Origin of the sequence: Candidatus Defluviibacterium haderslevense (genome assembly GCA_016712225.1) — a bacterium.
GTDB lineage: Bacteria > Bacteroidota > Bacteroidia > Chitinophagales > Saprospiraceae > Vicinibacter > Vicinibacter haderslevensis.
The window spans coordinates 1,637,517-1,661,783 of the sequence record JADJRL010000003.1; the positions used below are offsets into that span (position 1 = coordinate 1,637,517).

At 31.0% G+C, this 24,267-nt stretch carries 26 protein-coding genes; 8 read left to right on the plus strand and 18 right to left on the minus strand.

Features of this window, described 5'->3' with window-relative positions; genetic code table 11:
- Positions 1-112: 112 nt before the first annotated feature.
- From IPK88_06620 to IPK88_06670, 11 genes are all read right to left on the minus strand, one after another.
- The gene (locus tag IPK88_06620; protein ID MBK8243078.1) at positions 113-841 is read right to left on the minus strand and encodes a hypothetical protein; all 729 of its coding nucleotides are present in this window, start codon (positions 839-841) and stop codon (positions 113-115) included.
- Positions 842-849: 8 nt separating this feature from the next.
- Positions 850-1,518 carry a hypothetical protein gene (locus IPK88_06625; protein MBK8243079.1) on the minus strand — a complete coding sequence of 223 codons (669 nt, stop codon included), beginning with the start codon at positions 1,516-1,518 and terminating at the stop codon, positions 850-852.
- A gap of 143 nt (positions 1,519-1,661) precedes the next feature.
- The gene (locus tag IPK88_06630) at positions 1,662-2,375 is read right to left on the minus strand and encodes a hypothetical protein (GenBank protein MBK8243080.1); all 714 of its coding nucleotides are present in this window, start codon (positions 2,373-2,375) and stop codon (positions 1,662-1,664) included.
- 8 nt (positions 2,376-2,383) lie between these two features.
- Complete coding sequence (locus IPK88_06635; GenBank protein MBK8243081.1) at positions 2,384-3,055, minus strand: hypothetical protein; 672 nt, start codon at positions 3,053-3,055, stop codon at positions 2,384-2,386.
- A gap of 142 nt (positions 3,056-3,197) precedes the next feature.
- Positions 3,198-3,908: a hypothetical protein gene (locus IPK88_06640; GenBank protein MBK8243082.1), complete on the minus strand. Its 711-nt coding sequence runs from the start codon at positions 3,906-3,908 to the stop codon at positions 3,198-3,200.
- 5 nt (positions 3,909-3,913) lie between these two features.
- Positions 3,914-4,510, minus strand: coding sequence for a hypothetical protein (locus IPK88_06645; GenBank protein MBK8243083.1), 597 nt, complete (start codon positions 4,508-4,510; stop codon positions 3,914-3,916).
- Positions 4,511-4,651: 141 nt separating this feature from the next.
- Positions 4,652-5,365, minus strand: a complete 714-nt coding sequence (locus IPK88_06650) for a hypothetical protein (GenBank protein ID MBK8243084.1) — start codon at positions 5,363-5,365, stop codon at positions 4,652-4,654.
- Positions 5,366-5,367: 2 nt separating this feature from the next.
- A complete protein-coding gene (locus IPK88_06655) occupies positions 5,368-5,925 on the minus strand; it encodes a hypothetical protein (protein ID MBK8243085.1) in 558 nt (185 codons plus the stop codon).
- 270 nt (positions 5,926-6,195) lie between these two features.
- Positions 6,196-6,783: a transposase gene (locus tag IPK88_06660; GenBank protein MBK8243086.1), complete on the minus strand. Its 588-nt coding sequence runs from the start codon at positions 6,781-6,783 to the stop codon at positions 6,196-6,198.
- Between the two features lie 498 nt (positions 6,784-7,281).
- Positions 7,282-9,285 carry a fumarate reductase/succinate dehydrogenase flavoprotein subunit gene (locus IPK88_06665; protein MBK8243087.1) on the minus strand — a complete coding sequence of 668 codons (2,004 nt, stop codon included), beginning with the start codon at positions 9,283-9,285 and terminating at the stop codon, positions 7,282-7,284.
- Between the two features lie 9 nt (positions 9,286-9,294).
- Positions 9,295-9,987, minus strand: coding sequence for a succinate dehydrogenase cytochrome b subunit (locus tag IPK88_06670; protein MBK8243088.1), 693 nt, complete (start codon positions 9,985-9,987; stop codon positions 9,295-9,297).
- A 214-nt stretch (positions 9,988-10,201) separates the two neighbouring features.
- Here IPK88_06670 and IPK88_06675 point away from each other — a divergent pair, with 214 nt between their 5' ends.
- The 8 genes from IPK88_06675 (at position 10,202) to IPK88_06710 (ending at position 18,154) form a co-directional block, all read left to right on the plus strand.
- The gene (locus IPK88_06675; protein MBK8243089.1) at positions 10,202-10,903 is read left to right on the plus strand and encodes an SDR family oxidoreductase; all 702 of its coding nucleotides are present in this window, start codon (positions 10,202-10,204) and stop codon (positions 10,901-10,903) included.
- The gene (locus IPK88_06680) at positions 10,903-11,565 is read left to right on the plus strand and encodes a nitroreductase family protein (GenBank protein MBK8243090.1); all 663 of its coding nucleotides are present in this window, start codon (positions 10,903-10,905) and stop codon (positions 11,563-11,565) included. Before IPK88_06675 ends, IPK88_06680 begins: the two co-directional genes overlap by 1 nt.
- Positions 11,566-11,570: 5 nt before the next feature.
- On the plus strand, positions 11,571-12,482 hold the full coding sequence (locus IPK88_06685; GenBank protein ID MBK8243091.1) for a hypothetical protein: 912 nt from the start codon (positions 11,571-11,573) through the stop codon (positions 12,480-12,482).
- Positions 12,479-13,015, plus strand: coding sequence for a dCTP deaminase (locus IPK88_06690; protein MBK8243092.1), 537 nt, complete (start codon positions 12,479-12,481; stop codon positions 13,013-13,015). Before IPK88_06685 ends, IPK88_06690 begins: the two co-directional genes overlap by 4 nt.
- 74 nt (positions 13,016-13,089) lie before the next feature.
- On the plus strand, positions 13,090-13,494 hold the full coding sequence (locus tag IPK88_06695) for a hypothetical protein (GenBank protein ID MBK8243093.1): 405 nt from the start codon (positions 13,090-13,092) through the stop codon (positions 13,492-13,494).
- A 128-nt stretch (positions 13,495-13,622) separates the two neighbouring features.
- Positions 13,623-14,192, plus strand: coding sequence for a type 1 periplasmic binding fold superfamily protein (locus IPK88_06700; GenBank protein ID MBK8243094.1), 570 nt, complete (start codon positions 13,623-13,625; stop codon positions 14,190-14,192).
- The gene (locus tag IPK88_06705) at positions 14,189-16,492 is read left to right on the plus strand and encodes a TonB-dependent receptor (GenBank protein MBK8243095.1); all 2,304 of its coding nucleotides are present in this window, start codon (positions 14,189-14,191) and stop codon (positions 16,490-16,492) included. The genes IPK88_06700 and IPK88_06705 overlap by 4 nt, the downstream gene beginning before the upstream one ends.
- 84 nt (positions 16,493-16,576) lie before the next feature.
- Positions 16,577-18,154: a hypothetical protein gene (locus IPK88_06710; protein MBK8243096.1), complete on the plus strand. Its 1,578-nt coding sequence runs from the start codon at positions 16,577-16,579 to the stop codon at positions 18,152-18,154.
- A gap of 672 nt (positions 18,155-18,826) precedes the next feature.
- Here IPK88_06710 and IPK88_06715 read toward each other — a convergent pair.
- The 7 genes from IPK88_06715 to rfbA all read right to left on the minus strand — a co-directional run bounded on the left by IPK88_06715 (position 18,827) and on the right by rfbA (position 24,180).
- The gene (locus tag IPK88_06715; GenBank protein MBK8243097.1) at positions 18,827-19,669 is read right to left on the minus strand and encodes an arsenite methyltransferase; all 843 of its coding nucleotides are present in this window, start codon (positions 19,667-19,669) and stop codon (positions 18,827-18,829) included.
- A 16-nt stretch (positions 19,670-19,685) separates the two neighbouring features.
- Entirely contained in the window at positions 19,686-20,012 is a 327-nt protein-coding gene (locus IPK88_06720) for a winged helix-turn-helix transcriptional regulator (protein MBK8243098.1), read from the minus strand.
- A 466-nt stretch (positions 20,013-20,478) separates the two neighbouring features.
- Complete coding sequence (locus IPK88_06725) at positions 20,479-21,063, minus strand: HD domain-containing protein (protein ID MBK8243099.1); 585 nt, start codon at positions 21,061-21,063, stop codon at positions 20,479-20,481.
- A 7-nt stretch (positions 21,064-21,070) separates the two neighbouring features.
- Positions 21,071-21,967: a YitT family protein gene (locus IPK88_06730; protein ID MBK8243100.1), complete on the minus strand. Its 897-nt coding sequence runs from the start codon at positions 21,965-21,967 to the stop codon at positions 21,071-21,073.
- A 204-nt stretch (positions 21,968-22,171) separates the two neighbouring features.
- Complete coding sequence (locus IPK88_06735) at positions 22,172-22,792, minus strand: hypothetical protein (GenBank protein MBK8243101.1); 621 nt, start codon at positions 22,790-22,792, stop codon at positions 22,172-22,174.
- Between the two features lie 5 nt (positions 22,793-22,797).
- Positions 22,798-23,214, minus strand: coding sequence for a BrxA/BrxB family bacilliredoxin (locus tag IPK88_06740; GenBank protein ID MBK8243102.1), 417 nt, complete (start codon positions 23,212-23,214; stop codon positions 22,798-22,800).
- Between the two features lie 99 nt (positions 23,215-23,313).
- On the minus strand, positions 23,314-24,180 hold the full coding sequence (gene rfbA, locus IPK88_06745; protein MBK8243103.1) for a glucose-1-phosphate thymidylyltransferase RfbA: 867 nt from the start codon (positions 24,178-24,180) through the stop codon (positions 23,314-23,316).
- Positions 24,181-24,267 lie beyond the last annotated feature (87 nt).

The window sequence follows — 24,267 nt, forward strand, 5'->3', positions numbered from 1 at the left end:
TTATATTTTAATTATTTTTGGATCAAGTATTTTATTGATCGTGCGTTAGCTATATATTTTAGAATGATCATCTCAATATTAACTTGCTTCGTCAAATAACTCAAGTATGCAGTTAATCTAATTCAATTATTTTGGTTTTGTAGGTCGAAATAAGAGAATCTTTTTCGCCGTAGAGATGGAAGTATTTATGAATTTTTGTTGTAGAATCAATATGGGCAGATAGTTTATATGGTACCTCTAATGGATCTGGTATGGTGTCCTTATTAATGACCAGATATGATCCTTCATAAAAATCGCATGTTCTTAATCCTAAGTAAAATAACTTATACTTATTTTGTGGATTAACATATAGTGTATTAATACTATAGCGATCATTACACATACACATTCTATCAAAAATTAATAAACATTCAAATACAACTTCAGCTAGGCAGCTAACAATTAGTTTATTCAACATTGGTTCAAATTCATGTGGATAATATTCTAAATTAAAATTTGGGAGAGAAAAATTATTTTCAGGTTTAATAACTTTGTGCTGAATGATATATTGATTTTTAATTGTATTAATTGCTTTAAAATTAACATAATCAATTTCTTCATTAATATTATAAAGTAATTTTAAGTAATTAAGATTTAATAGATAAAAATCTGATACTTCTGGTGAATATAATTGAAGGCTAAAAAGTTCTTGTGCTGATCTAAATTTGTATTGTTTTATTTTAGTACCAACTTCCCACTTAGAATATTGATTTGCATAAGAAATTAAGGTATTTCTTTTGATAGCCCAATAAGATAAAAGAAATAAATTTAAAATTATGAATATTAGGCTATGTAGTTTCATTAAAATTATTAAAATATATTAGATAATGTATCAAAATTATAAGTATTTGAATTTCTATATATGCAGCGAACTACATTCTTATTTTTATTTAAAAATTTATTTTCATAAATAAAATAGGGCAATGAGCTTGCGGGTAGCGTATCTGAATTAATAATAAATTGAAATAAATTAGCACCTCTTATTTCAGGCAGTGGAAAATAATCATGTTCAGGCATTTTAATCAAAGAAAACACTTTAGATGATCTAGTATTATTTATATATTCGTTATCGAAATTTTTCATTTTAATAAATAGTTCAACTTTGCTTGAAAGAAGATTAAGTTGAATGATATTACTATAATTTAAACACAGACTTTTTGGGAATAACCTAATAAACTGAGACGGAGAATATGGAGCATTTTTTTCATTAAAATTACTTAGCTCTTCATAAAAATTTCCTTCCAAGGATGAAATATTCTTACCTTGTTCCAAAATAGAATTAATTTTGGATGTATCATATATATATTTTGCTAGTCTATAATTATCAATATTACTATCTTTATTTAATTTCTCTTTAAAAACATTTATAAAATTAGCGAGCTCTTTATTAGTTTCCCTATAATCTTTAACAATTATATACACTTGAACGATGGCCAGAACTGCTAATATAAACGAAATGAAATTCCAATTTACCTTCATAGAAAAATAACGGACAGCAATATAGTTTATTTTTTAATTTTAGGGCAAATTTTCATGAATCTATAGATGGTGTGGACTAATATGGTTCATTGACACATATCAATCCAGTACTTTATAGCATTTGAAATATACTAAATGCTTAACTAGTCTAATTCAATTATTTTGGTCTTGTAGGTAGAAATAAGAGAATCTTTTTCACCATAGAGTTTAACATATTTGTATATTAAAGTTGTAGAATCAATAGGAGAAGATAGTTTATAGATATTTGTTAATTGGTCTGATATGGTGTCTTTTCCAATGAGCAAATAGGTGCTTTCGTATTCATATGATGTACTTTCCAAACAAAATATACTATATTTTTTAGTTGTACGCCCATTTGGAATTTTTATAATTTGAATTCTATCTAATCCACAAAATCCTGTGCCATATGAACTGCCGAAGGCATAATCACTGATGGAAAGGATGCTCAATTTATTTAAAATCGGTATGAATTCAGAAAGGTATTGATTGAAATCGAAATTTGGCATTCTGATATTCAAAATATGATCTGGGTAAAGAACTGCTAATTGTTGCAAATATTCATTAATAATAGAATCTACAGTATTGAATTGCATAGAATTAACTTCTAAATTCCCAATTGATTTAATAAAATTCAAATTTACTATATTTGTTGGTGATGGTTTGAAGTACGAGCTAACAAATAATTTCTCTAATATAAATTTGTTATCATTTAATTTTGAATAAATGTCCCATTTTGAATATTGTTCAGCATAATAAGCTAGTGTGTATCTCTTAATTGGCAAGTAAGAGAATAAAATTACATTTAAAGTTAAAAAAGTGAGACAAATTGTTTTCATAATTATTGTTAAAAAATAGTAGAAAATATTTTTATATCTTCATTATTTATTGGATTATAAATTTTGAGCTTAACATTGTTTTTATTTTTTTTAAGCAATTTATTTTCGTATTTAAGAAATCCTAGTGGACTGGCTTCTATAGTATCCGAATTAATAATAAATTGAGTTGAATATTCCGTGTGACAATTAAATATTGGTTGATATTCATTTTTTGAAATTCTAGCAAGATACATTGTGTATATTGAATCATTTGACTTAGTAATCTTGTCTTTGTAGTTATTAAAATATGAAATCAAATTAATATTTTCAGAAATCAAATTTAGTTGATTAAGATTAATAAAATTAAAACACAAACTTTTAGGGAAATATTTAATGAACTGAAATGGAGAATATGCTATATTTTTGTCTTTAATATTTTTTAAATCGTTAACAAGAATTAATTGCAGCTTTATAAGATTCTCTTTTTGTTCCAAAATAGAAATATTTTTCGAAGTATCAAGGTCAATCGCTTGTTGAATACTATATCCAATTCTACTATCATAATCTAATTTATCTTGAAAAAAAATAATAAAATTAGTGAGCTCTTTATTAGTTTCTTTATAATCTTTAGCAATTATGTACAATTGAACGAAAGATAGCAATGCTAAAATAGAAGAACCAATATACCAATATACCTTCATATAAAAATAATGGTCAGCAAGATAGAATATTTTCTTATGAAAGTGTAAATTTTACTTAACTGAGATCTACTATGTAACATATTGTAGCTAATCTTAATTATATGTAAGACTTTGTCTTGCCTTAAATATGCCAACAACTTAACTAATCTAATTCAATAATTTTGGTCTTGAAGGTAGAAATTAGAGAATCTTTTTCACCGTATTGTTTGACGAATTTGTATATTATAGTTGTAGAATCTAATGGGGAGGAAACAATGTATGGATTCACACTAGGGTCGAGGATTCTATCATTTCCTATCACGAAATAGGTTCCATTAAAATAACGATCATTACATGGATAATTTAAATAAATTAAGCTATATTTTCTAATAGAATGACCATTTGGTATTTTGATTAAATTATATCCACCCCAACAACAATAACCAGATTTTTGAGATCTATCGGAAATATAATTCGCAATGGAACGAATAAGTAATTTATTTAAAATTGATTCGAATTCAGGTGGATAATCATTTTTATTAAAATTGGGCTTTTCATATGGAAAAGAAGTTAAAGATTCATTTTGTTCCACAATTTTATTAACCAGTGAATCGGTAGTAGTTAAATTAGTAGTATTAATATTTTCATTTAAATCGGAAAGCAATTTTAAATAATTTAAATTGAATAATTTTGGTAAGACTTCAGGAAATATAACTAAGTCTCTTGATAAATAAAATTTATGCGAACTTAATTCTGAACCTATTTCCCATTTTGAATATTGCTCCGCGTAATTTTCTAGCGTATTATTTTTAATAGACCAATACAAAATTAAAATGAAATTAAGTGTAAATAGAATTAAGTTAAATCTTTTCATCAACATTAATTAAATATTTTTGAATAAGTCTTAGAAATTTTTGTAATGGTATCTTGATAAATGCATTGAATAGAATTTTTATTTTTTTTGAAAAATTTATTTTCGAATAGAATATAGTTATTATTATTAATAGCCAAGGTATCTGAATTTATAATAAATTGGGTTTGAATATCTGGAAGATGTGGAATATAAAAATATTTATTTTCAGAATATTTAACTAAATGAATCATATTTTCTGAATTTCTGTTAACAGAATTTAATTTGTTATAATTTTCTAAATTTACTATAGCATTTATTTTATCAGATATTAAATTTAATTGGTCTATATTTGTTGAACTTATGCAAATCGATTGAGATAAATATTTAATAGAATCTGACAATGATTGAAACAAACTCTTGGGCTTATTAATATTGAAATTTTTAATTTCCAACTCATCAATAGTAAAATGATGGTAAGGATTTGAGCTTAAATATTTTTGGAAGACCGTTATAAAATTTGTTAATTTTGCATTAGTTTCCTTATAATCCGTAACAGTAATGTACAATTGAATGATTAGGATCAGTGCTAATATAAATGAAATTAAAGACCAAGTCACCTTCATAAAAAATATAACGGACAGCAAGTTAATATATTTTCATATGAAGTTGCAAATTTCATGAAACTGTTATGTTATGGATTTAGTGGTTCACTGACCCATATTGATCCAGGACAGCATTAGATTTGAATGATACTAAGTTCTTGATTAGTCTAAATCAATTATTTTGGTCTTGTAGGGAGTAATAAGAGAATCTTTTTGATTGTATAGTTTAACGTATTTATGTATTAGAGTTGTAGAATCAAAGGGGGAAGTTAATTTATAGGGTACCTCTAAAGGGTCTAGTATGGTGTTATTACCAATTACGAGATAGTTTCCAAAGGTATTTTCAGAATCAAATGAACTTGCTAAACCAAACACACAATACTTGCTTACTGGTGCATTATTTGGTATTTTTATAACACAAAATCTATCTAAAATGAAATTACAACCTAATGAACTTAAGTAAACATGTTCTGCGAAGTCAATAATAGCAAGCTTCTTCAATATAGATTCGAATTCTGAAGGATATTGATTTGAAGTAATAATTTCCGAAATATTATGATTGGCAAAATATGGTGGTGCATTATTTTCATTGTATATTTTAATGAGTGAGTCTAAAGTTGTAAATGTTGTAGAATGAATCTCTTGGTTCAACATAAAAAGTAATTCTATAAGGTCATATTTTAAAATTAGTTTTGATGCATTATTGTATGATTCTAAATATTGATTGTGTAATTTCGTTTTATATGTAGTTAATTCCGAATCAATATCCCAGGACTCATATTGCTTAACATAGGAATTGATTACACTATTTTTAAGAGGCCAATAACAAAATATTACTACATTAATTACTACGAATACAACACTATGTAATTTCATAATCAAAGATCAAAATTTCTTGAAAAAGAGTCATCAATTTTTGTAAGCGGATTGAGAATTTTGCATTTTAAAACATTATTATATTTTTTAAGTAGTTTATTTTCATACAGCATAAAATTATTTGATGCAGGAGCTAAGGAATCTGAATTTATAGTAAATTGGAATAGAGATTGAACATTGAGTTTAGCCAATGGATAGTATTCACATATTGAATTTTTAAATAGAAAAATTGTATTAGTATCTTTCGCAATTGAGTTTAATTTAAGAAATTGTTTTAATCTTGAAGTAAGTTCTATTTGACTAGAAATTAAATTTAATTGATTAATATTTTCGTTACTTAAAGCTATGCTTTTTGGTAAGTTTTGCAAAGTTCGGAATGAAGAAGAGAGAATGTTTTTATTTTCAAATTTAATATTGTTTTTATTTTGAAGTAATTTAATATTTTTATCTTCCTGTAAAAAGTTTAAAATATTTAAAGAAGTGTCATTTTCATACATTGTCTTTATCTTACTTAGATGATTTTCAACCGCATCATATATTTTTAGTTCAAATATGTTCATTAATTTGATGAGTTCTGAATTAGATTTTTTAAAATCTGAAGTGGTGAAATACAATTGAAAGACTGCTAGCACTGCTAACATAAATGATACGAAATTCCAGTTTACCTTCATAGAAAAATAACGGACAGCAAGATAGTTTATTTTATGTTGATTGATTAAGTTTTCAAATGCTGTTAGAATATTTTGACACTTTAGTTTAGCGTCAAATACAATTTGTACTTTTCCCCTTGCTGGCGCAAGTTTGCAACTTGTGCCTTTTTAAATTTAATTTTAAGTACTTAGTACATACCCTACTAAGCTTGAAGGAATATCTAAAATTTCAACATCTATCAAACCCTTAATCCCAATGTAATCACATGCACTACTATATAAATAGTGATGTGCTTCACAGACGATACCAGCTACAATCGGATTATTATGGACATATTCAATTTTCTGAGAAATTACCTTTGGACTAAATATTTCAATTGGGTGATTGTCTTGTTGCCAAAGTTGAACATATTTATTGTTTGAGTTTTGACTACCTGCAAAATACAGTTTTTCTAGTACCCATTCTTTTCGGCTTTCTGAAGGATTATTTTTAATTGCTTCAACTATTTTTTTAACTGTGAATTTTTTAAGATCTCTTAGGATATCGGAGTGTGTTCCTTTTTCTTTAGCAGAGAAAATGAGATGAACATGATTTGACATCAAACACCAAGCATGTATAATTAGTCCTTTGTTTAATTGACAATATCTGATACTATCGCAAAATATTTCTTTATACTCCAATCTAGTAAAAATATCTATCCATTGTACTGTAGCAAAACTGACAAAATAAATACCTTCAGGATCTAAAAATTTATATTTGGTGCTCATAGAACAAAAATAAATATTTCTTGATATAAAAATAATTAATTTGAGTTGTTATTTTATTGAGCTTAATTATTTTCTTTATTAATAAATTGGGTATTAAGTTTAGAGAAAGTAACCCAGCACAAGTTGGAAACTTGCGCTAGCAAAAAATAAGGTGTTAAGTTTAGAGAAAGTAACCAAGCACAAGTTGGAAACTTGCGCTAGCATAAAATTATGTAAACGTATATAAATTAACTTACCCTTGCTGATGCAAGTTCACCCCTTGCTGGCGCAAGTTTGCAACTTGTGCCGTGTTAAATATTTATAAATATAGTACAAGTTATATTCTTTATAAAGTATAAATTGCCTCAACACAAGTTGCAAACTTGAGCTACCATGGTACTTGTATTTACATTATTATAATTAATCTGAACCTGCACAAGTTGCAAACTTGCACTTGCATAAGGGGAACCTGCACAAGTTGCAAACTTGGGCTAGCATAAGTCTTAAATAACTTTACATTTATTTATAACTCCTCGCAGCGATCTTCACTTCTTCATAAATCAAGTCTTCCTTAATTAATTGTGGTTCTTGATTTAAGTCGGGCCATAACCAGGTAGCAACATATTTGAATTGTTCGTCGTCACGAAGGGTTTCGCCTTCTTCGGTTTGGTATTCTTCTCTGAAGTGACCACCGCAGGATTCTTTGCGATTGAGCGCATCGATGACCATGAGTTCTCCAAGTTCTATAAAGTCTGCTACACGGCTTGCTTTTTCCAATTCAGGATTGAATTCATCAACAGTTCCTGGGACAAATACATCTTTCCAAAATTCTTCACGTAGGGCTTGTATTTCTTTTCTGGCTTGCATGAGTCCTTCAGCATTTCGAGCCATTCCACATCGATCCCACATGATGGTACCAAGGCGTTTGTGAAAAGATTCTACGGATTGATTTCCTTTGATGTTGATGAGTTTATTAAGTGTGTCTTTGGTATTTTTTTCTGCAGTATCAAACTCAGGGCTTGAGGTATTTATTTTTGGTGTACGGATTTCATTAGAAAGGAAAGCACCTATGGTATAGGGAAGCACAAAATATCCATCTGCTAATCCTTGCATTAATGCAGACGCGCCAAGACGGTTGGCTCCATGATCTGAAAAGTTCGCTTCACCTAAGGCAAACAAACCTTCAATATTGGTTTGAAGATTGTAATCCACCCATAAACCACCCATGGTATAATGGACAGCAGGATAAATTTTCATTGGCAATTTATAAGGATTTTCTCCTGTAATCTTTTCATACATTTCGAAAAGATTGCCATATTTTTCGGATACCTCTTCAGTTCCAAGTTTAATAATTGTGGCTTGGTCCGGGTTATGAATGTTTTTTACATTCGCTTTTGATTTACCATAACGCTCTATGGCAGCATTGAAATCAAGAAAGACGGCTAATCCCGTTGGACTCACCCCATGACCTTTATCACATTCTACTTTAGCTGCTCTCGATGCTACATCACGAGGAACTAAATTCCCAAACGCCGGGTATCGACGTTCTAAGAAATAATCTCTATCAGATTCAGGAATATCACTTCCTTTTTTTTGTCCTTTTTGAATGGCAATGGCATCTTCTTTTTTTGCCGGAACCCATACCCGACCATCATTACGCAAGGATTCAGACATCAATGTCAATTTTGACTGATAATCGCCAGATACCGGAATACAAGTTGGGTGAATTTGTGTAAAACATGGATTGGCCATTAAAGCTCCGCGTTTCACGGCCTTCCAAACGGCTGTGACATTACATCCCATTGCATTCGTGGACAGGTAGAACACATTACCATAGCCTCCCGTTCCAAGAACAACACTATGAGCTCCAAAACGCTCCAATTTACCTGTTAATAAATTTCTTGCAATGATACCACGCGCCTTACCTTCCACAACAACTAGATCCAGCATTTCATGTCTATTGTACATCTTGACATTACCTAAAGCTATTTGGCGGCTTAAAGACTGGTATGCTCCTATTAATAATTGCTGACCAGTCTGACCTCTCGCATAAAAAGTTCGACTTACTTGTACACCTCCAAATGATCTGTTCTCCAATAACCCCCCATATTCACGTGCGAAAGGCACGCCTTGGGCTACAGCTTGGTCAATAATGCTGGCACTGACTTCAGCCAGACGGTACACATTAGCTTCTCTTGCTCTGTAATCCCCGCCTTTAATGGTATCATAGAACAATCTATAAACACTATCGCCATCGTTAGTATAATTTTTTGCTGCATTGATCCCACCCTGGGCCGCTATACTATGAGCTCTTCTGGGACTATCATGAAACGTAAAACAATGTACATTATATCCTAATTCACCCAAGCTGGCAGCAGCAGAAGCCCCTGCTAAACCTGAGCCAACTACAATAATATCTATTTTCCGTTTATTTGCAGGAGAAACTAATGGAACTTTTGATTTATACTTAGTCCACTTATCACTTAAAGGACCTTCAGGTATATGAGCATTAAGAATTGACATATAGGAATATTAGACTTGTTGGGTAAAGTAGATATAAATTGGGATAATAGCGAATCCAATGGGTACTATTAGGGAATAGACCCATCCAATCGAAGAAATCAAGGTATTATATTTCTTGTGGTTGATTCCCAGAGATTGAAAGGCAGACTGAAACCCATGGATTAAATGAAAAGAAAGTACCACCATACTTATGGTATAAAAAATCACAAACCAAATGTTGCTGAAGGCTTCTTTAACCGGAGTATATAAGTCTTTGAAGGAATGGTCTGCTCCGTTATAGTTTAACATCGGCAAACTTCCAAATTTCATTTGAAACCAGAATTGCCACATGTGAATGGCAAGAAATACAAAGATAATAATACCCAGATGTGCCATATATCTAGCGGACATATGAGTTCCGGAATTGGAACTTACTGCATAAGATTTTCCTTTTGCAGCTCTGTTTTTAGACCAAAGTGAAAGCCCTTGTACAGAATGTATTAAAATAGTAATGTATAGGGTATAGGAAATGATCATAATAAGAGGATTATGAGTCATAAAGTAGGTATATCTATTGAACGCCTCACCTTCATCATGTTTTAATAACTGAAGGTTTCCTAATAGATGAATAACTAAAAAAAGAATCAGAAAAAGCCCGGAAAGGCTCATGACCACCTTTTGGCCAATAGATGATTTGAATAAAAAATTAATGAGCCACTTCATATATAGTTTCTTAACATTGCCGCAAAGCTAAACCAACAGCATGATAAAAACAAAAAGAATAGCCATTGTGTTTTAAAATAGGTCTTGGCATTAATTTATAATACTATAATATCATATCTTTTTAGGAGAATATATGATTTTATTGGGTAGTTTGTCTTACTCTAAACCATTAATAAAAAGGTTCTGGATAAAAATTAATCTTTACCTTCGTAATATGATCGCATTAATTACAGGATCCAGTAAGGGTATTGGATTGGCCATTGCAAAAGTTTTTATTAAGGAAGGGATTGAAGTCATTTTAACCGGAAGAAACAGAGAAGAATTATTGGCATTACAGCTTGAATTAAAATCTTTTAATAGTCAATTAAGAATTTGGGTTCATGCCAGTGATTTGAGTCAACGTGCAGGAATTGATTCCCTAATTCAATTTATTAAAAAAGAAAAGATTAGCTTAGATATTTTAGTGAATAATGCTGGGACCTTTCTTCAAGGAACCATAAAAACCGAACCGGATCATCAAATGGAGTTATTGATGAATACTAATTTTTATAGTGTATATCATTTGACTCGTGGATTATTGCATCATTTTATTCAAAAGCAATCCGGAGCCATTTTTAATATGTGTTCCATTGCAGGATTGCAAGCCTATCCCGGTGGAAGTTCTTATTGTATTTCAAAATTTGCCTTGAGTGGATTTAGTAAATGTTTGAGGGAAGAACTTAAAAATGATGGGGTCAAAGTGTGTACCATTTACCCTGGGGCGACCTGGTCGAATTCCTGGGCTGGTGCTGAATTACCTGAAGATCGTTTGATGCAAGGTGATGATATTGCTCAAGCGATACTTGCAGTATTAAAAATGAGTCCTTCTGCGGTTGTTGAAGAAATTATTTTGAGACCTCAATTGGGAGATTTATAATGACTGATCTGGCATTTATTCCATACGAAGCTTATTCATTTTCAGAAGAAGAAATGAAAAAACGAGCTCATGCTTTGTTTGAATTTATGGATCATCGAAGGACTGTGCGAGATTTTTCAGATAGGCCAATTCCCGGCGAAATATTGGAACAGATTATACGAATTGCGAATACAGCACCTTCAGGTGCCAATAAACAACCTTGGACTTTTTGTTTAGTTACAGATCCTTTAATAAAACAGAAAATTCGAATGGCTGCGGAAGCTGAGGAATATGAAAATTATCATGGAAGAATGTCGGAAGAATGGTTGGATGATTTGACTCATCTGGGAACAGATTGGAAAAAACCATTTCTTGAAATTGCTCCGGCATTGATTGTTGTTTTTAGAAAGGCATATGATGTGGTTGATGGGAAAAAGAAAAAAAATTATTATGTTCAGGAATCTGTAGGCATAGCATGTGGATTTTTATTAGCAGCAATACATCATGTAGGTTTAGTTACATTAACTCATACTCCTAGCCCGATGAATTTTTTGCAGGAAATCCTAGGAAGACCTGATCATGAAAAACCTTTTTTATTAATTCCAGTAGCTTTTCCAGCACCAAACGTTATGGTTCCAAATATTCACAGAAAGAATTTGGATGAGGTTTTATTCTATTATTGAAAAGGATGATAGATATTTTACAAGGGCAACAATTTAATGGACACACAGGATCAGTTTATGCGTTGGCAGAAAGTTGGAAAGAAGCTTCATTTTTTAGTGGGGGAAGTGATGGATTGTTGGTTGAATGGAATGTCCATGAACATTTAAATGGTAAAGTAATAGCTAAAATACCTGATGTTATATTTAGCATTTGTGTAGATGAAAAACGACCTATCATTTATGTTGGAACTCAAAAAGGTTATCTGTTTGTAATTAACACAGAAAATAAACTTATACCCAGACAAATTCAATTTCATACAGGTCCATTATTTGGTATTTGTGCTTACCAAGAAAGCTTATTTGGAATCAGTGGTGATGGCTTGATAACACAATTCAACAAAGAAGACTTAAAGTACATCAATTCAATTAAAGTAGGATCCGTTGGGTTAAGGTCTTTTTTTATGGATAAAGTGAATGAACAATTATTTGTTGGAGATCGACAGGGGAATATTTTTAGTTATCATTTCAAGAGTGGAATAGTAAATAGATTGGTTCAAATTGAGTCTAGGAAAACTATTTTTAGTTTAAATTTTAGTACCAGCAAAAATCGATTAATTCTTGGAGGTATGGATGCACAACTTCATTATTTTCTATTGAATCAAGATCCAATCATTCAACATTCAATTGATGCTCATTGGTATACTATTAATAGTATAGTTAATGTGGATTCTTATAAATTAATTATAACGGGAAGCAGAGATCGAAGTATTCGAATTTGGGATGATATCACATTAGAATTAATAAAGGAAATTTCAATGACAAAATATAAGGCCCATACACATTCAGTTAATTATTTATTATGGATGGAAAAAGAAAAAGTATTACTTTCGGCCTCAGATGACAAAACGGTCAAATCTTGGATAATTAATAAAATATGATCTTAACAGATAAAAAGATATTGGAAGCCATTGAATCGAAACAAATAGTTATAGAACCATTTCGAAGAGATTGTTTGGGAACCAATTCATATGATGTTCATTTAGGAAGCACATTGGCCATATATGTTGATGAAGAATTGGATGCCAAAAAACACAACCAAATTAAATATTTCGAAATTCCAGAAGAGGGATTTGTGATCAAACCAGGAACCCTTTATTTAGGTGTAACAGAAGAATATACTGAAACGCATCATAGCGTTCCTTTTCTTGAAGGGAAATCAAGTGTAGGAAGATTGGGAATTGATATACATGCCACAGCAGGAAAGGGAGATGTTGGTTTTTGTAACCATTGGACATTGGAAATTTCGTGCGTTCATCCGGTCAGGGTTTATTCAGGTATGCCCATCGGTCAATTGATCTATTTTTTGGTTGAAGGTGAAATCCATCATTTTTATAATAAAAAGCCAAATGCAAAATATAACGAACGTTCCATCAAGCCCGTGGAGAGTATGATGTGGAAAAACAAATTTTAAGTTATTATTTATTTAAATACCTTGAACTCCTAATAATTGTTTGGTCTTAATACGTATATTTGCTATTGATGTACATGATGAAAGTAATATTTCAAATTTTATCTGGTATTAAGTATCTGATCCTAGGAATTGTACTATTTGGTTTTGTTAAAATCACTATACCTAATTATGTTCATCATTGTGAACTCCATTCGGCAGATCCAATCCTTCATGGTAACGCTGAAGAAGCAGATCCATGTCATAGGGCAATTTATCATGGAGACAATCATCATGGATGTAAGCATCCGCAACATATTTCCAAGGGATTTAATAAATGTGGTTTAGAAGACCTGTTTTATGTCTTCCATATTGAATTACCTGATTTTGAAAAACCTCATTATTTAGTTTATTATTTAGAGGAATTCATTTCTAATGCAGAATATGATGTTTTAAATGACTTAAGCGTTTTTAATATTCGAGGCCCACCTATTTGCATTTAACAAATTATAAGAGTGATTGATCTAAATGACTTATTCATTTAGGCATAGAGTTTCAAATTTATTATAATTAATTTTAATAATTTAATTTGAACATTGAACTATTTATTAACATTTTTAAATTTATTATCATGCAAACATTCAAAAATATTGGGCACTATAGTATTTATATTTTTTTAACTTTAATTATTTTCGGATCATGTCAACCGAATGATGAGCCTGTAAATCAAGAGGAACTTATTACAACATTTATTTATACACTATCGGATTCGAACGGGAATCAAGTCATTCTTTCATTCAAGGATGTAGATGGAAGTGGCGGCTTAAATCCTATATATTATGTTTCAGGATCATTAAAGGCTAATACAACTTATGCTGGAAGTTTAGAATTATTAAATGAATCAGTTAATCCTGTTGATACGATAACTCATGAAATTGTATCGGAAGATTTTGCACACCAGTTTTTTTATTTGAAGAGTAATTTTCTAAATGCTTCAATTCATTATGCAGATTTTGACAAAAATGGGAAACCTCTTGGTGTTAAATCTTCGATGAATACAGGAGATCCAAGTTCAGGAACAATTAAAATAGTATTAAGACATGAACCAAATAAGGATGCACAGAATGTTAGTCAGGGGGATATAACAAATGCAGGAGGTGAAACAGATATTGAAGTGGAATTTAATGTAGAAGTGAAATGAAAAATAAATTTCTATTCATCACTTTTATTTATTGCCTAATTGTAATAAGAGTTAATGCTCAACAATGTGAACTTACATTAGCGGGTACAGTTATTGATCCTCATGAAAGTGAAGGATTATCGGGTGCTAGAATTTATATAGAAGAATCGAATCAGCAATTATTTACTGATTCGATTGGTTTTTTTAAATTCAGTAATTTGTGTAAAGGAACGTATCATATTACAATTGATCATTCGGCATGTGAATCACAAAAATTATTTATTGATTTATTACGGGACACTTTTTTATTTATTGAATTAGAACATCATGGACATTTTCTTCAAAGTATAACCATTGAAGGCTCAAGAGTTGGATCAGAGGGTGCCAGTCAGAATACGATACGTTATAATGAAATAGAGAAGCATAGTGGGGAACCCCTTGCTGTTTTGTTAGAGCAAGTTACAGGTGTAAGTTCATATAAGAATGGTTCAGGAATTGCTAAACCTATTATCAATGGGATGAGTGGAAATAGGATTAGTATATTGAATAATGGAATTGTTCAAGCTGGGCAACAGTGGGGTTCTGATCATGCACCTGAGATCGATCCATTCTCTGTAGAACAAATTAAAGTAATAAAAGGTGTAGATGTAATTGCTTATGGTGGGAATAGTTTGGGTGGTGTGGTATTAATGGAACCGGCCAGTATTCCTAAAGATCCACATTTGCATGGTATCCAATTGATTTCATTTCAGACAAATGGAAATTTATTAGCATATGCCTCTAAAGTTGAAGTATCAAAAAAGAAATTTGATTGTCGATGGACACTTGGTGGAAAATATGGTGGCGATCGAAGTACACCTGATTACTATCTGACAAATACGGGTTTAAAAGAATTGAGTAGTTCTATTTTTTTTATTAGGGATCGAATAAAAAATAGCACTAGAATTTATGCAAGTATCTTTAATACAGAGTTAGGCATATTACGAGGATCACATATTGGAAATGTAACCGATTTACAACAAGCTATTACTAAAGAAATTCCACTTTTCACTCAAGAGCAGTTTTCTTACCAAATTGAATCACCAAAACAAAAGGTTGGGCATTATTTGATTAAATTTTCTCATCAACGTCAAACAAAAATTCATCTATATGAAATGATTGCGGCTGCTCAAATAAACCACCGACGAGAATTTGACGTCCGCAGAAATGGACGAAGCTCTACACCAGCATTAAATCTATTAATGCAATCGTATAACTTAGATTTTAAGGATCGATTAGAGCTTAGAAATCATCATTTTAATTATGGTGTACAATCTAAACTGAATGTGAACACCAATCAATCTGGAACCGGCATATTGCCATTAATTCCAAATTATAATTTGTACAACCTGGCAGCTTATCTTCAATGGAAACGAGTTCGATCCAGCGTAACTTATGAAGGAGGCTTGAGATATGATATGAATTCTTTCAATGTTACTTATCAGAGTAAAGAAACACCTCAGGTTTTTCAAAAAGGAAAGCACAACTTTCAAAATTTTAATTTGGCAGGAGGTATAAAATATAAAGTTTTAGAACCATGGATATTGCGTTTAAACGTTGGTCTGGCACAAAGATCTCCGGAAGTTAATGAATTATATAGTTCTGGCTTACATCAAGCTGTTGCTGGAATTGAAGAAGGGAATATTAATTTAATGCCCGAGCATTCATATAAAGGAATGTTTACAAGTTCCGTGAGTATATCACATCGACTTATTTTTGAAACCAATATTTATTGCCAAAAAATTAATCGATATATTTATCTAGAGCCACAGAAGGAATTTCGACTTACCATTCGGGGAGCATTTCCATTGTTTATTTACAAACAGACTGATGCTCTCATTTATGGTTTGGACGTGTTGGCAAAAGTAGAATTGAGTGATCAATTAAACTGGGTGAATAGGTTTTCATATATTAAAAGTAGAGATCTTATTAACCAAGTTGGCATTCCTTATATTCCATCGCATCAATTGACCACATCAATAAATTATGGAATCGATAGAATTTCCATTGCACGAAATATGACTATTGAGCTTGGAGGTAAATACGTTTTTCGAAGAAGTGATTTACTCGAAAGCCAGGATTTTTTAGCAAGTCCAGATGCTTATTTTTTAATGAATGCAAGAATTGCATTTGATTTTAAAGTGAGACATGAATTTTTTAATATTTCGGCACAAGCAGATAACATACTTAACAATATGTATAGAGATTATTTAAATAGATTGAGGTATTTTGCAAATGAGGAAGGTATTAATGTCAAGTTAGCACTTAAATGGTCTTTTTAAATTTCAGTTGAGTTTAAGTTCAATAATTATTTATTGGCAAATACTTTTAATTATCTAGATTTGCCTAATACATTATTAAAAATCATGAAGATTAATTGGACTCCATCGCTATTTGTTCTAATTTTATTTGGAATAGGCATGTACTTATTACCAGGTCGTGTTATTGGAACTGATTTTGATGGTGTTCCGGGTAATTTTGGAGATGCGAGACTCAATAATTTTTTTCTGGAACATGGATATCAATATGTAACGGGTAAGACGCCAACATATTGGAATGCACCTTTTATGTATCCTGATCAACAGACCCTAACTTATTCTGATAATTTATTAGGAACGCTTCCCCTGTACATATTTTTTCGACTTATTTCTTTTGATAGGGAAACGTCCTTTCAGTTATGGTTCCTTTTCTTGTGTGCCATTAATTTTATTTCTGCATTTGTGTGTTTCAAAAAATTAAAATTCAATATTTATTTAAGTGCTATTGGAGCTTATCTATTTGCTTTCTCACTAACATTTATAGGGCGAATCGGACATGCCCAGTTAATCGCGCAATTTTGTATTCCCTGGATTTTCTATTATTTAATTCAATTTTTTAGTTCCTGGCAAGCTAAGCATTTGGGATATTCACTTTTGTTTTTAGTTTGGTTATTTTATTGCGGAATGTATATGGGATTTTTAACTGCTTTGTTAGTTATTATTATTATTATAATGAATGGTATTTTAAAATTTAAAACATTTAGTACGCAATTTAAAAATTCCATATTTATCCGGGACCTTTGTTTAAGTTTAATAATTCCAGCACTTGTAATATTACCTTTAATTATTCCTTATATTCATCGTGCATCTTTATCTGGTTATAGGGACTATAAAGATGTTATACCATTATTATTAAGCTTTAGAAATTTTTTAATGCCTGCTGGAGAACCTTGGATTTGGAAGAAATTAATGGTATTGAATAATGATGTACCCTTATTTTGGGAAAAGCAATTATGGTGTGGCGGAATATTATTTGGTTTTTTTATTTTTTATATGTTGAAGCGATATTCAGGGAAATGGTTTAGTCATGGAATTCATTTTATTTTGATATCAAGTTTAATCATATCAGCTTTAATATTTATAAACTGGGGTGCTGGAATTAGTTTTTTTAAACTAGTTCGTCATTTACCTGGATATTCTTCAATGAAGCCTGTTGGCCGAATTATTTTACCTCAAATTTTTTTAATGATCTGGGTCATGTTATACATATTTAGAGCATTCATGATTAAGCATCATCAGTATAAATGGATTTATGGTGCTTTTGCTTGTTTAATTATTTTGGATCATGGTACTACTACAAGTTCACTACTACGTTATAGTAAAAGTTTGTCACAGCATAGAATCAATGAAATTATCAACAAGATTGTAATTCAATCCAATGAAAATACTAGGCCAATAAAGGCTATAGCTTATATCCCTTTTGCTGAAGGAAATCCTGTTGAAATTCAAATTGAAGGAGCACTTGCAGCACAACAATTAAGAATTCCAAGTGTCAATGGTTATTCTTCTACGTGTCAAGGTGAGTTTGGTCCATTTTGGGAAAAGCATGATAGCACAAGTTTAGTACAATGGCTAAATGCCAATCAACTTGATATTGAGAAGGATGGGATATTACTTGTAAAGTAGAATTTTATTGCATTATATAATAATAACTCATTGCAATTTGCCTTGAATTTAAAGGGATTGCACATGATTATCCAATTTTATACCTTAAAATTACGTTATAAGAGATGAATGAATGAATTGTTATTATTATCAATATAATGTTCGACACTTCATTAGATGATGGTTTAGTCGACCCTGCTAGTGTGAATTCTTCTTTACAACAACATCTCCATAAAACTAAAGCACAACTCACCAGCAAGTATCCACGTCTTTTCCACGTCTTATTCAGGTCTTATTCAGGGCTGGTGTACCATGATAATTGCAATCCTCTCTCAATGAACTTTTAGTAGGTAAGTAGCTTGTTTTCATTCAAATATTTCCAAAGGCATTTTATTATTTCATAAATTTGATTAAGGACAGTGTCTTCCTATTCCTACCCAAATTCTTACCCCCTAAACATTCAATTATTTATAAAGCACTTTAAATTTATTGGATCTGCTTTATGGCAGTTCTAAATCCTTCATCATTTCTTTAATTCCTATACTATCCAGCTTACCTTTAATTAGTATCATGACTCCCCAAGCAATAACATGCTGATCTGTATTATTTCATTCATTAAATCTAACTAAATCAAGCTTTCTATACAATCTCTAATTATTGGATAATCTAGGATTATTAGAATGGTTTATTCCATTAGCAACAACCAGAATTAGGTGCACAACAATTAGCTTTTGGTTTTTCAGCGAAAACGGTGATACTAAAAATTCCAGTCTGTGCATTTTTAAATTCGTGGAGTTGATCAGTAGTAATGTACTCAAGCAGAATTTCATCTGGAACTATGACCGATTTTTGTTTTTGGATGGAAATATTCGTAAATCCTGCTTGTTTAATAATGTCAAGATAATCGGTTTTTTGAAGTGCACCGGACACGCAACCAGCATACATTTCTGCAGCTTGTTGCAATCCTAATGGCAATGCTCCTTCTAAGACCACATCTGAAATGGAGAAGTGTCCTCCTGGCTTTAAAATTCTATAGGTTTCAGCAAAAGCTTTTGATTTATCAGGTACTAAATTCATCACACAATTGCTTACGACAACATCAGCGATATTATTCTGCAGAGGAAGATCTTCAATATCACCCAATCTAAATTGAACATTATCAAATCCTAATTTACTTGCATTTTCTCTTGCTTTAACAATCATTGCTTGTGTCATATCAATGCCTATAACAGTTCCTGCAGGTCCGGTTAATGATCTAGCAACAAAACAATCATTGCCAGCTCCAGAACCTAAATCAACAACGGTATCATTGGTTTTGATTTGAGCAAATTCTGTTGGCAGTCCACATCCTAATCCCAAGTCAGCACCCTCATGGTATCCTGATAATTGCGAATAATCATCACTGAAAATAGTATAATCTACGGAATTACAGCCACCAACACCACAGCATGAACTGGCATTTTGGGTTTTACTTTGTAGGGCTATTTCACTGTATTTTTCTCTGACTACTTGTTTAATTTCTTCTGAATTTTTCATGTTTTAGTATTTTTGATTAACAACAATTTTTATTTTTTAAACTTTTAAATAATATTGAAAAGACGGCTGCCATTTGATTCCAGTTATCTTCATCTATACAATAGCATACTGCTTTTCCTTCGGTTTGTCCTTTTATTATTCCAGCTATTTTCAATTCTTTAAGGTGCTGGGATATTGTGGCTTGTGCGAGCGGTAGATTGATAACTAAATCATTACAAATGCAGCTTCCGGAATGCAGAATTTGTTCTAAGATAGCAACTCGTGCTGGATGTGCCATCGCCTTAGCCATATCAGCGATTTGATTATGATGTCGTGAGAATATATCAGATTTACTAGCGCCCATATATTATTATAATATCGCAATATTACGATATAAATATAAACCACATTGCTATTTAATATTGTATTAACATAATATTAACATATTTTATTTTAAATCAAAAAAAGAGTAATAAATGAATATTTGATTTTTCTAATTTTAAAAGCCCTATTCCAGGATGATCATTTTGGACAAAGTTTTAAGTATTAATTATATTTCTTTATGAAAAAATTGGCTCTCATATCTTAGAAGAAAGATTCAAAGTTATAGTTCGGAATAATTTCTATATAACTTTTGTTGACTTTTTTATTTAGATTGAATATTATGAAAAACATTAAGTATTTTACTTTAGAATTGTTTTTATTTTTAACAAGCAATTAAGTAATAGTATTAACATTGATAGTGATAAAAATAAATACTTAAATATGAAATCGAGAATTATAGTTAGCAGAAAAAAATATAATTTGGTATAAGTGAAAGTATGAAATATTTATTTTAAGGCCAATTTATATGATGGTATTTTATTCATTAATGACTTAAGGTACTCTAATTTACCTATGGTCGTTTTATTTTGACAATACGCTGTGAAGTAGTTGTGATTTTGAAGAAAAGAAATTTGAATATCAATAAATTCCTCTTCAGATAATGTTGGATTTAAACATTGCATCTCTTTAAAAAGGAGCTTTGCTTTTGAATGAGCACCTCTGACACCTAAATAAGCTAAATCTGCATCTGCAATAATTTGCTCTAATTTTGTTTTAGGAGATTGGGGAATTTTAGTTGCCATAATTAAACCACATATTATTTCAATTTCAGAATTTGAGTAGCCGAAATCTGGCAAATATTTTTTGACAAACAAACATCCTTCTTCTTCGTGACCAATATTTTTATTAATAAATCCTACATCATGCCAAAGAGCCGCTGTCTTTAATAGAGATAAATCTTTTTTCGAGCAGTTTTCTTGTCTGCCAATTTCAGTGACTTTTTTTAAAACATATTGTGCATGAGCGAAATTGTGATAGTAAAAATTAACAGGTAATTTGTCCAATAATAATTGTTTAACAAATTCATTCATGGTAAGATTATTTTGCATGGTATCTTACTTTTAAAATACCACCAGTTGCTTCTTTGATACTTTGAATGTAGATGAAAGCTTTAGGATCTAATAAGATCACAGCATCTTCAATTTGTTTTATTTCTAATCGGGTAACTATGGTAACAATGATTTCGCAATCAGCTTTAATACTATAACTACCTGGTAAATATCCACGCTCTCCTTTGTAAACAGTAATTCCTTTACCCATTACATTAGCAAGGAGATTTTTTACTTCCTCGTGCTTAGTTGAAACAATATTAATGGATGTATATTCTTCAATACCATACACTACATAATGCGTTGCTTTAGATGCCGTGAAATATGTGATAATCGAATACATCGCAGTTTCTATACCAAATTCAATAGCAGCTACAGAGAATATCATGATATTGAATAGCATAATTATTTCACTATTGGAAAATCCAATTTTTCTTTTTGTAAATACTGCTATAACCTCTGCACCATCAATAACACCGCCACCCCTGATAACTAAACCTACGCCAGTTCCCATTAATATACCTCCAAAAATGGCTATCAATAATTTGTCACTTGTAATGGGATTTATCTCAACAAAAAGTAAACCTATTGATAATAGAATGACTGCGATTGCTGTATGGACAGCAAAGGTTTTGCCAATCCATCTGTATCCCAGATATATGAAGATACCATTTAAGCAGATTACTAAAAAACTAATATTAATATGAAACAACTCATGTAACAAGATCGAAATCCCTGTAATTCCCCCATCTAAAAACCGATTCGGAATAAGAAATCCCTTCATGGCTAAGACAGCAAAAATAATTCCTAGTATGATTTGAAATTGATTCGGAATATTCCAAACTTTATTCCACTCTATATTATTGGTTAATTGTTTCTTTCGCATGATTCGTACATTGATTTCAGCGACTAAAGTAATCAATTATTTTGTTTTATTAATATTTGTTGTTAATACAAAATATAGATTTGTATGTATTTTATCAAATATCTAAAATAATGAGAAACTATGGATTGGTTTTAATAAAAAATAGTTCAATATAGATAGGTGCGTATATTTAAATAGGTAATTAATAAAAAAGGACTGCGTGCTTTATTTTGATTTCTTTTTTCCTTTTTCAAAACTCATGTTATATAATTCACTTTTCATTAATTCTTTGAATTCGTTAGCATCTTTTAATATTTCTTCAAAAGAACTGGATGGAGTATCTGTATTAACTTCAGCAATATTACCAAGTTTACGTATGATTTGATTTTCCTTATTAAGTACTTTACTGTATTTGATTAATATTTCAGTTTCAGATCGTTTTTCTAATATTTCAGATTTTGGTGTATTGATAATTTGACCCTCTATGGATGGGTTATAACCTTTCGGAAGCTCTGGATTATTTAGTGTGTCAACTATCTGTTTTGCAGGCCTGGTGCGTTTTGTTCTTGCTGTAATTCTACCATTAAGTTCATTTGATTCTTTCATCATAACTGATTTGAGATTTGCCAAGTGCACGTTAATCAAATCAATATTATGAGATGAAATAGATTTTTCATAGGCCTTGATAGTTTTTTCAAAAGCCTTAATATCTTTTTTTTCTTTTTTATACTCCTTATTTGTATATATAGGTTTATATTGAATTAAAGAATCATTTAAGAATGAGCGGGAATAATTATAATCAATAGAAAATAAAAAGATAAAAGTAAAACTGAGTAAGGCTTTCATTAATTTTAATTACAATACATGGAAAATGCGGTTTTCAAATTGTCAGCAATCATTTGAGCGGATCTGCCTTCAATGTGATGTCTTTCTAACATATGTACGAGCCTACCATCTTTAAATAAAGCAATACAAGGAGATGATGGTGGATAAGGCAATAGAAATTCTCGTGCTTTTGCTGTTGCGACCGTATCAACTCCTGCAAAAACAGTAACCAATTTGTCTGGCTTAGCTTCATTTTCCAATGAAATACGGACGCCAGGTCTCGCATAAGCAGCAGCACATCCACAAACAGAATTAACGACAAGCAGTGTAGTGCCTGTTTTATCATTCATCTTTTCAGTAACTTTTTCGGCAGATTGTAAACTCTCAAATCCAATTTGCTCAAGTTCTTGAGACATTGGTCGGACTAATTCTATCGGGTACATAATTTATAGTTTGATTGCTCAAATAAACGTTTAAGGGTCAAATTTTGTTGCAATAATTAGTTAAGTTTTCTTTTATAATAGGTTCAAAGCAACTCAGGATTATGTCATTCTCAAGAGCTTCATTAAATATTCACCATAAATACTTTTTTTAAGTTTTTCGGCTTCACGACTAAGACCTTCACGATCTATATAGTTCATTAGATAGGCCACCTCTTCAATACAACCAATTTTAAGTCCTTGACGTTCCTCAATAACTTGGATGAATTGGGATGCCTGCATTAACGATTCATGAGTTCCCGTATCCAACCAAGCAACGCCTCTTCCCAAAACTCCAACCTTAAGTTTTCCTAATTTCAAATAATGTAAATTGACATCAGTAATTTCATATTCACCTCTAGGTGAAGGTTTTAATTGCTCAGCTATAGAAATGACTTGATTGTCATAAAAGTAAATTCCCGGAACTGCAAAGTTTGATTTAGGATTTGAAGGTTTTTCTTCAATTGATTTGGCATTTAGGTCTCCATCAAACTCGACCACACCATATCTTTCCGGATCAGCAACTGGGTAAGCAAAAACTATACCTCCATCCGGATTAGTACTTTCTCGAAGCAGATCCGGCACCTTGTGTCCGTAGAATAAATTATCTCCTAAAATTAGACAAACGGAATCATCTCCAATAAATTCTTTTCCAATCACAAAAGCTTGGGCTAATCCATTTGCTACAGCTTGTTCTTTGTAAACAATCGATATACCAATTTGAGAACCATCACCTAATAATGCTTCAAACATGGGTAAATCTCGTGGTGTAGAAATAATCAATATATCCTTAATACCAGCCAACATAAGGGTCGATAATGGATAGTAGATCATTGGTTTGTCATATATAGGCATGAGTTGTTTACTCATCGCTAAAGTCAAAGGATAGAGTCTTGTTCCCTGGCCTCCCGCTAAAATAATTCCTTTCATCTTTGTAATATTAGTTAACCGGGTTTAGATCCAAATATTGTTTGATTCTATGAACCTTTTAATTTTGCAAAATTAGAAATTAATCTG

Excerpts from the sequence above, each read along its gene's own strand:
- IPK88_06620 (MBK8243078.1), bottom strand. The coding sequence starts at position 841 with ATGAAACTACATAGCCTAATATTCATAATTTTAAATTTATTTCTTTTA.
- IPK88_06715 (MBK8243097.1), bottom strand. The coding sequence starts at position 19,669 with ATGAAAAATTCAGAAGAAATTAAACAAGTAGTCAGAGAAAAATACAGT.
- IPK88_06640 (MBK8243082.1), bottom strand. The coding sequence starts at position 3,908 with ATGAAAAGATTTAACTTAATTCTATTTACACTTAATTTCATTTTAATT.
- IPK88_06735 (MBK8243101.1), bottom strand. The coding sequence starts at position 22,792 with ATGAAAGCCTTACTCAGTTTTACTTTTATCTTTTTATTTTCTATTGAT.
- IPK88_06690 (MBK8243092.1), top strand. The coding sequence starts at position 12,479 with ATGATCTTAACAGATAAAAAGATATTGGAAGCCATTGAATCGAAACAA.
- IPK88_06675 (MBK8243089.1), top strand. The coding sequence starts at position 10,202 with ATGATCGCATTAATTACAGGATCCAGTAAGGGTATTGGATTGGCCATT.
- IPK88_06700 (MBK8243094.1), top strand. The coding sequence starts at position 13,623 with ATGCAAACATTCAAAAATATTGGGCACTATAGTATTTATATTTTTTTA.
- IPK88_06710 (MBK8243096.1), top strand. The coding sequence starts at position 16,577 with ATGAAGATTAATTGGACTCCATCGCTATTTGTTCTAATTTTATTTGGA.
- IPK88_06695 (MBK8243093.1), top strand. The coding sequence starts at position 13,090 with ATGATGAAAGTAATATTTCAAATTTTATCTGGTATTAAGTATCTGATC.
- IPK88_06635 (MBK8243081.1), bottom strand. The coding sequence starts at position 3,055 with ATGAAGGTATATTGGTATATTGGTTCTTCTATTTTAGCATTGCTATCT.
- IPK88_06685 (MBK8243091.1), top strand. The coding sequence starts at position 11,571 with ATGATAGATATTTTACAAGGGCAACAATTTAATGGACACACAGGATCA.
- IPK88_06655 (MBK8243085.1), bottom strand. The coding sequence starts at position 5,925 with ATGAACATATTTGAACTAAAAATATATGATGCGGTTGAAAATCATCTA.
- IPK88_06660 (MBK8243086.1), bottom strand. The coding sequence starts at position 6,783 with ATGAGCACCAAATATAAATTTTTAGATCCTGAAGGTATTTATTTTGTC.
- IPK88_06670 (MBK8243088.1), bottom strand. The coding sequence starts at position 9,987 with ATGAAGTGGCTCATTAATTTTTTATTCAAATCATCTATTGGCCAAAAG.
- rfbA (MBK8243103.1), bottom strand. The coding sequence starts at position 24,180 with ATGAAAGGAATTATTTTAGCGGGAGGCCAGGGAACAAGACTCTATCCT.
- IPK88_06720 (MBK8243098.1), bottom strand. The coding sequence starts at position 20,012 with ATGGGCGCTAGTAAATCTGATATATTCTCACGACATCATAATCAAATC.
- IPK88_06725 (MBK8243099.1), bottom strand. The coding sequence starts at position 21,063 with ATGAATGAATTTGTTAAACAATTATTATTGGACAAATTACCTGTTAAT.
- IPK88_06645 (MBK8243083.1), bottom strand. The coding sequence starts at position 4,510 with ATGAAGGTGACTTGGTCTTTAATTTCATTTATATTAGCACTGATCCTA.
- IPK88_06665 (MBK8243087.1), bottom strand. The coding sequence starts at position 9,285 with ATGTCAATTCTTAATGCTCATATACCTGAAGGTCCTTTAAGTGATAAG.
- IPK88_06625 (MBK8243079.1), bottom strand. The coding sequence starts at position 1,518 with ATGAAGGTAAATTGGAATTTCATTTCGTTTATATTAGCAGTTCTGGCC.
- IPK88_06630 (MBK8243080.1), bottom strand. The coding sequence starts at position 2,375 with ATGAAAACAATTTGTCTCACTTTTTTAACTTTAAATGTAATTTTATTC.
- IPK88_06650 (MBK8243084.1), bottom strand. The coding sequence starts at position 5,365 with ATGAAATTACATAGTGTTGTATTCGTAGTAATTAATGTAGTAATATTT.
- IPK88_06705 (MBK8243095.1), top strand. The coding sequence starts at position 14,189 with ATGAAAAATAAATTTCTATTCATCACTTTTATTTATTGCCTAATTGTA.
- IPK88_06730 (MBK8243100.1), bottom strand. The coding sequence starts at position 21,967 with ATGCGAAAGAAACAATTAACCAATAATATAGAGTGGAATAAAGTTTGG.
- IPK88_06680 (MBK8243090.1), top strand. The coding sequence starts at position 10,903 with ATGACTGATCTGGCATTTATTCCATACGAAGCTTATTCATTTTCAGAA.
- IPK88_06740 (MBK8243102.1), bottom strand. The coding sequence starts at position 23,214 with ATGTACCCGATAGAATTAGTCCGACCAATGTCTCAAGAACTTGAGCAA.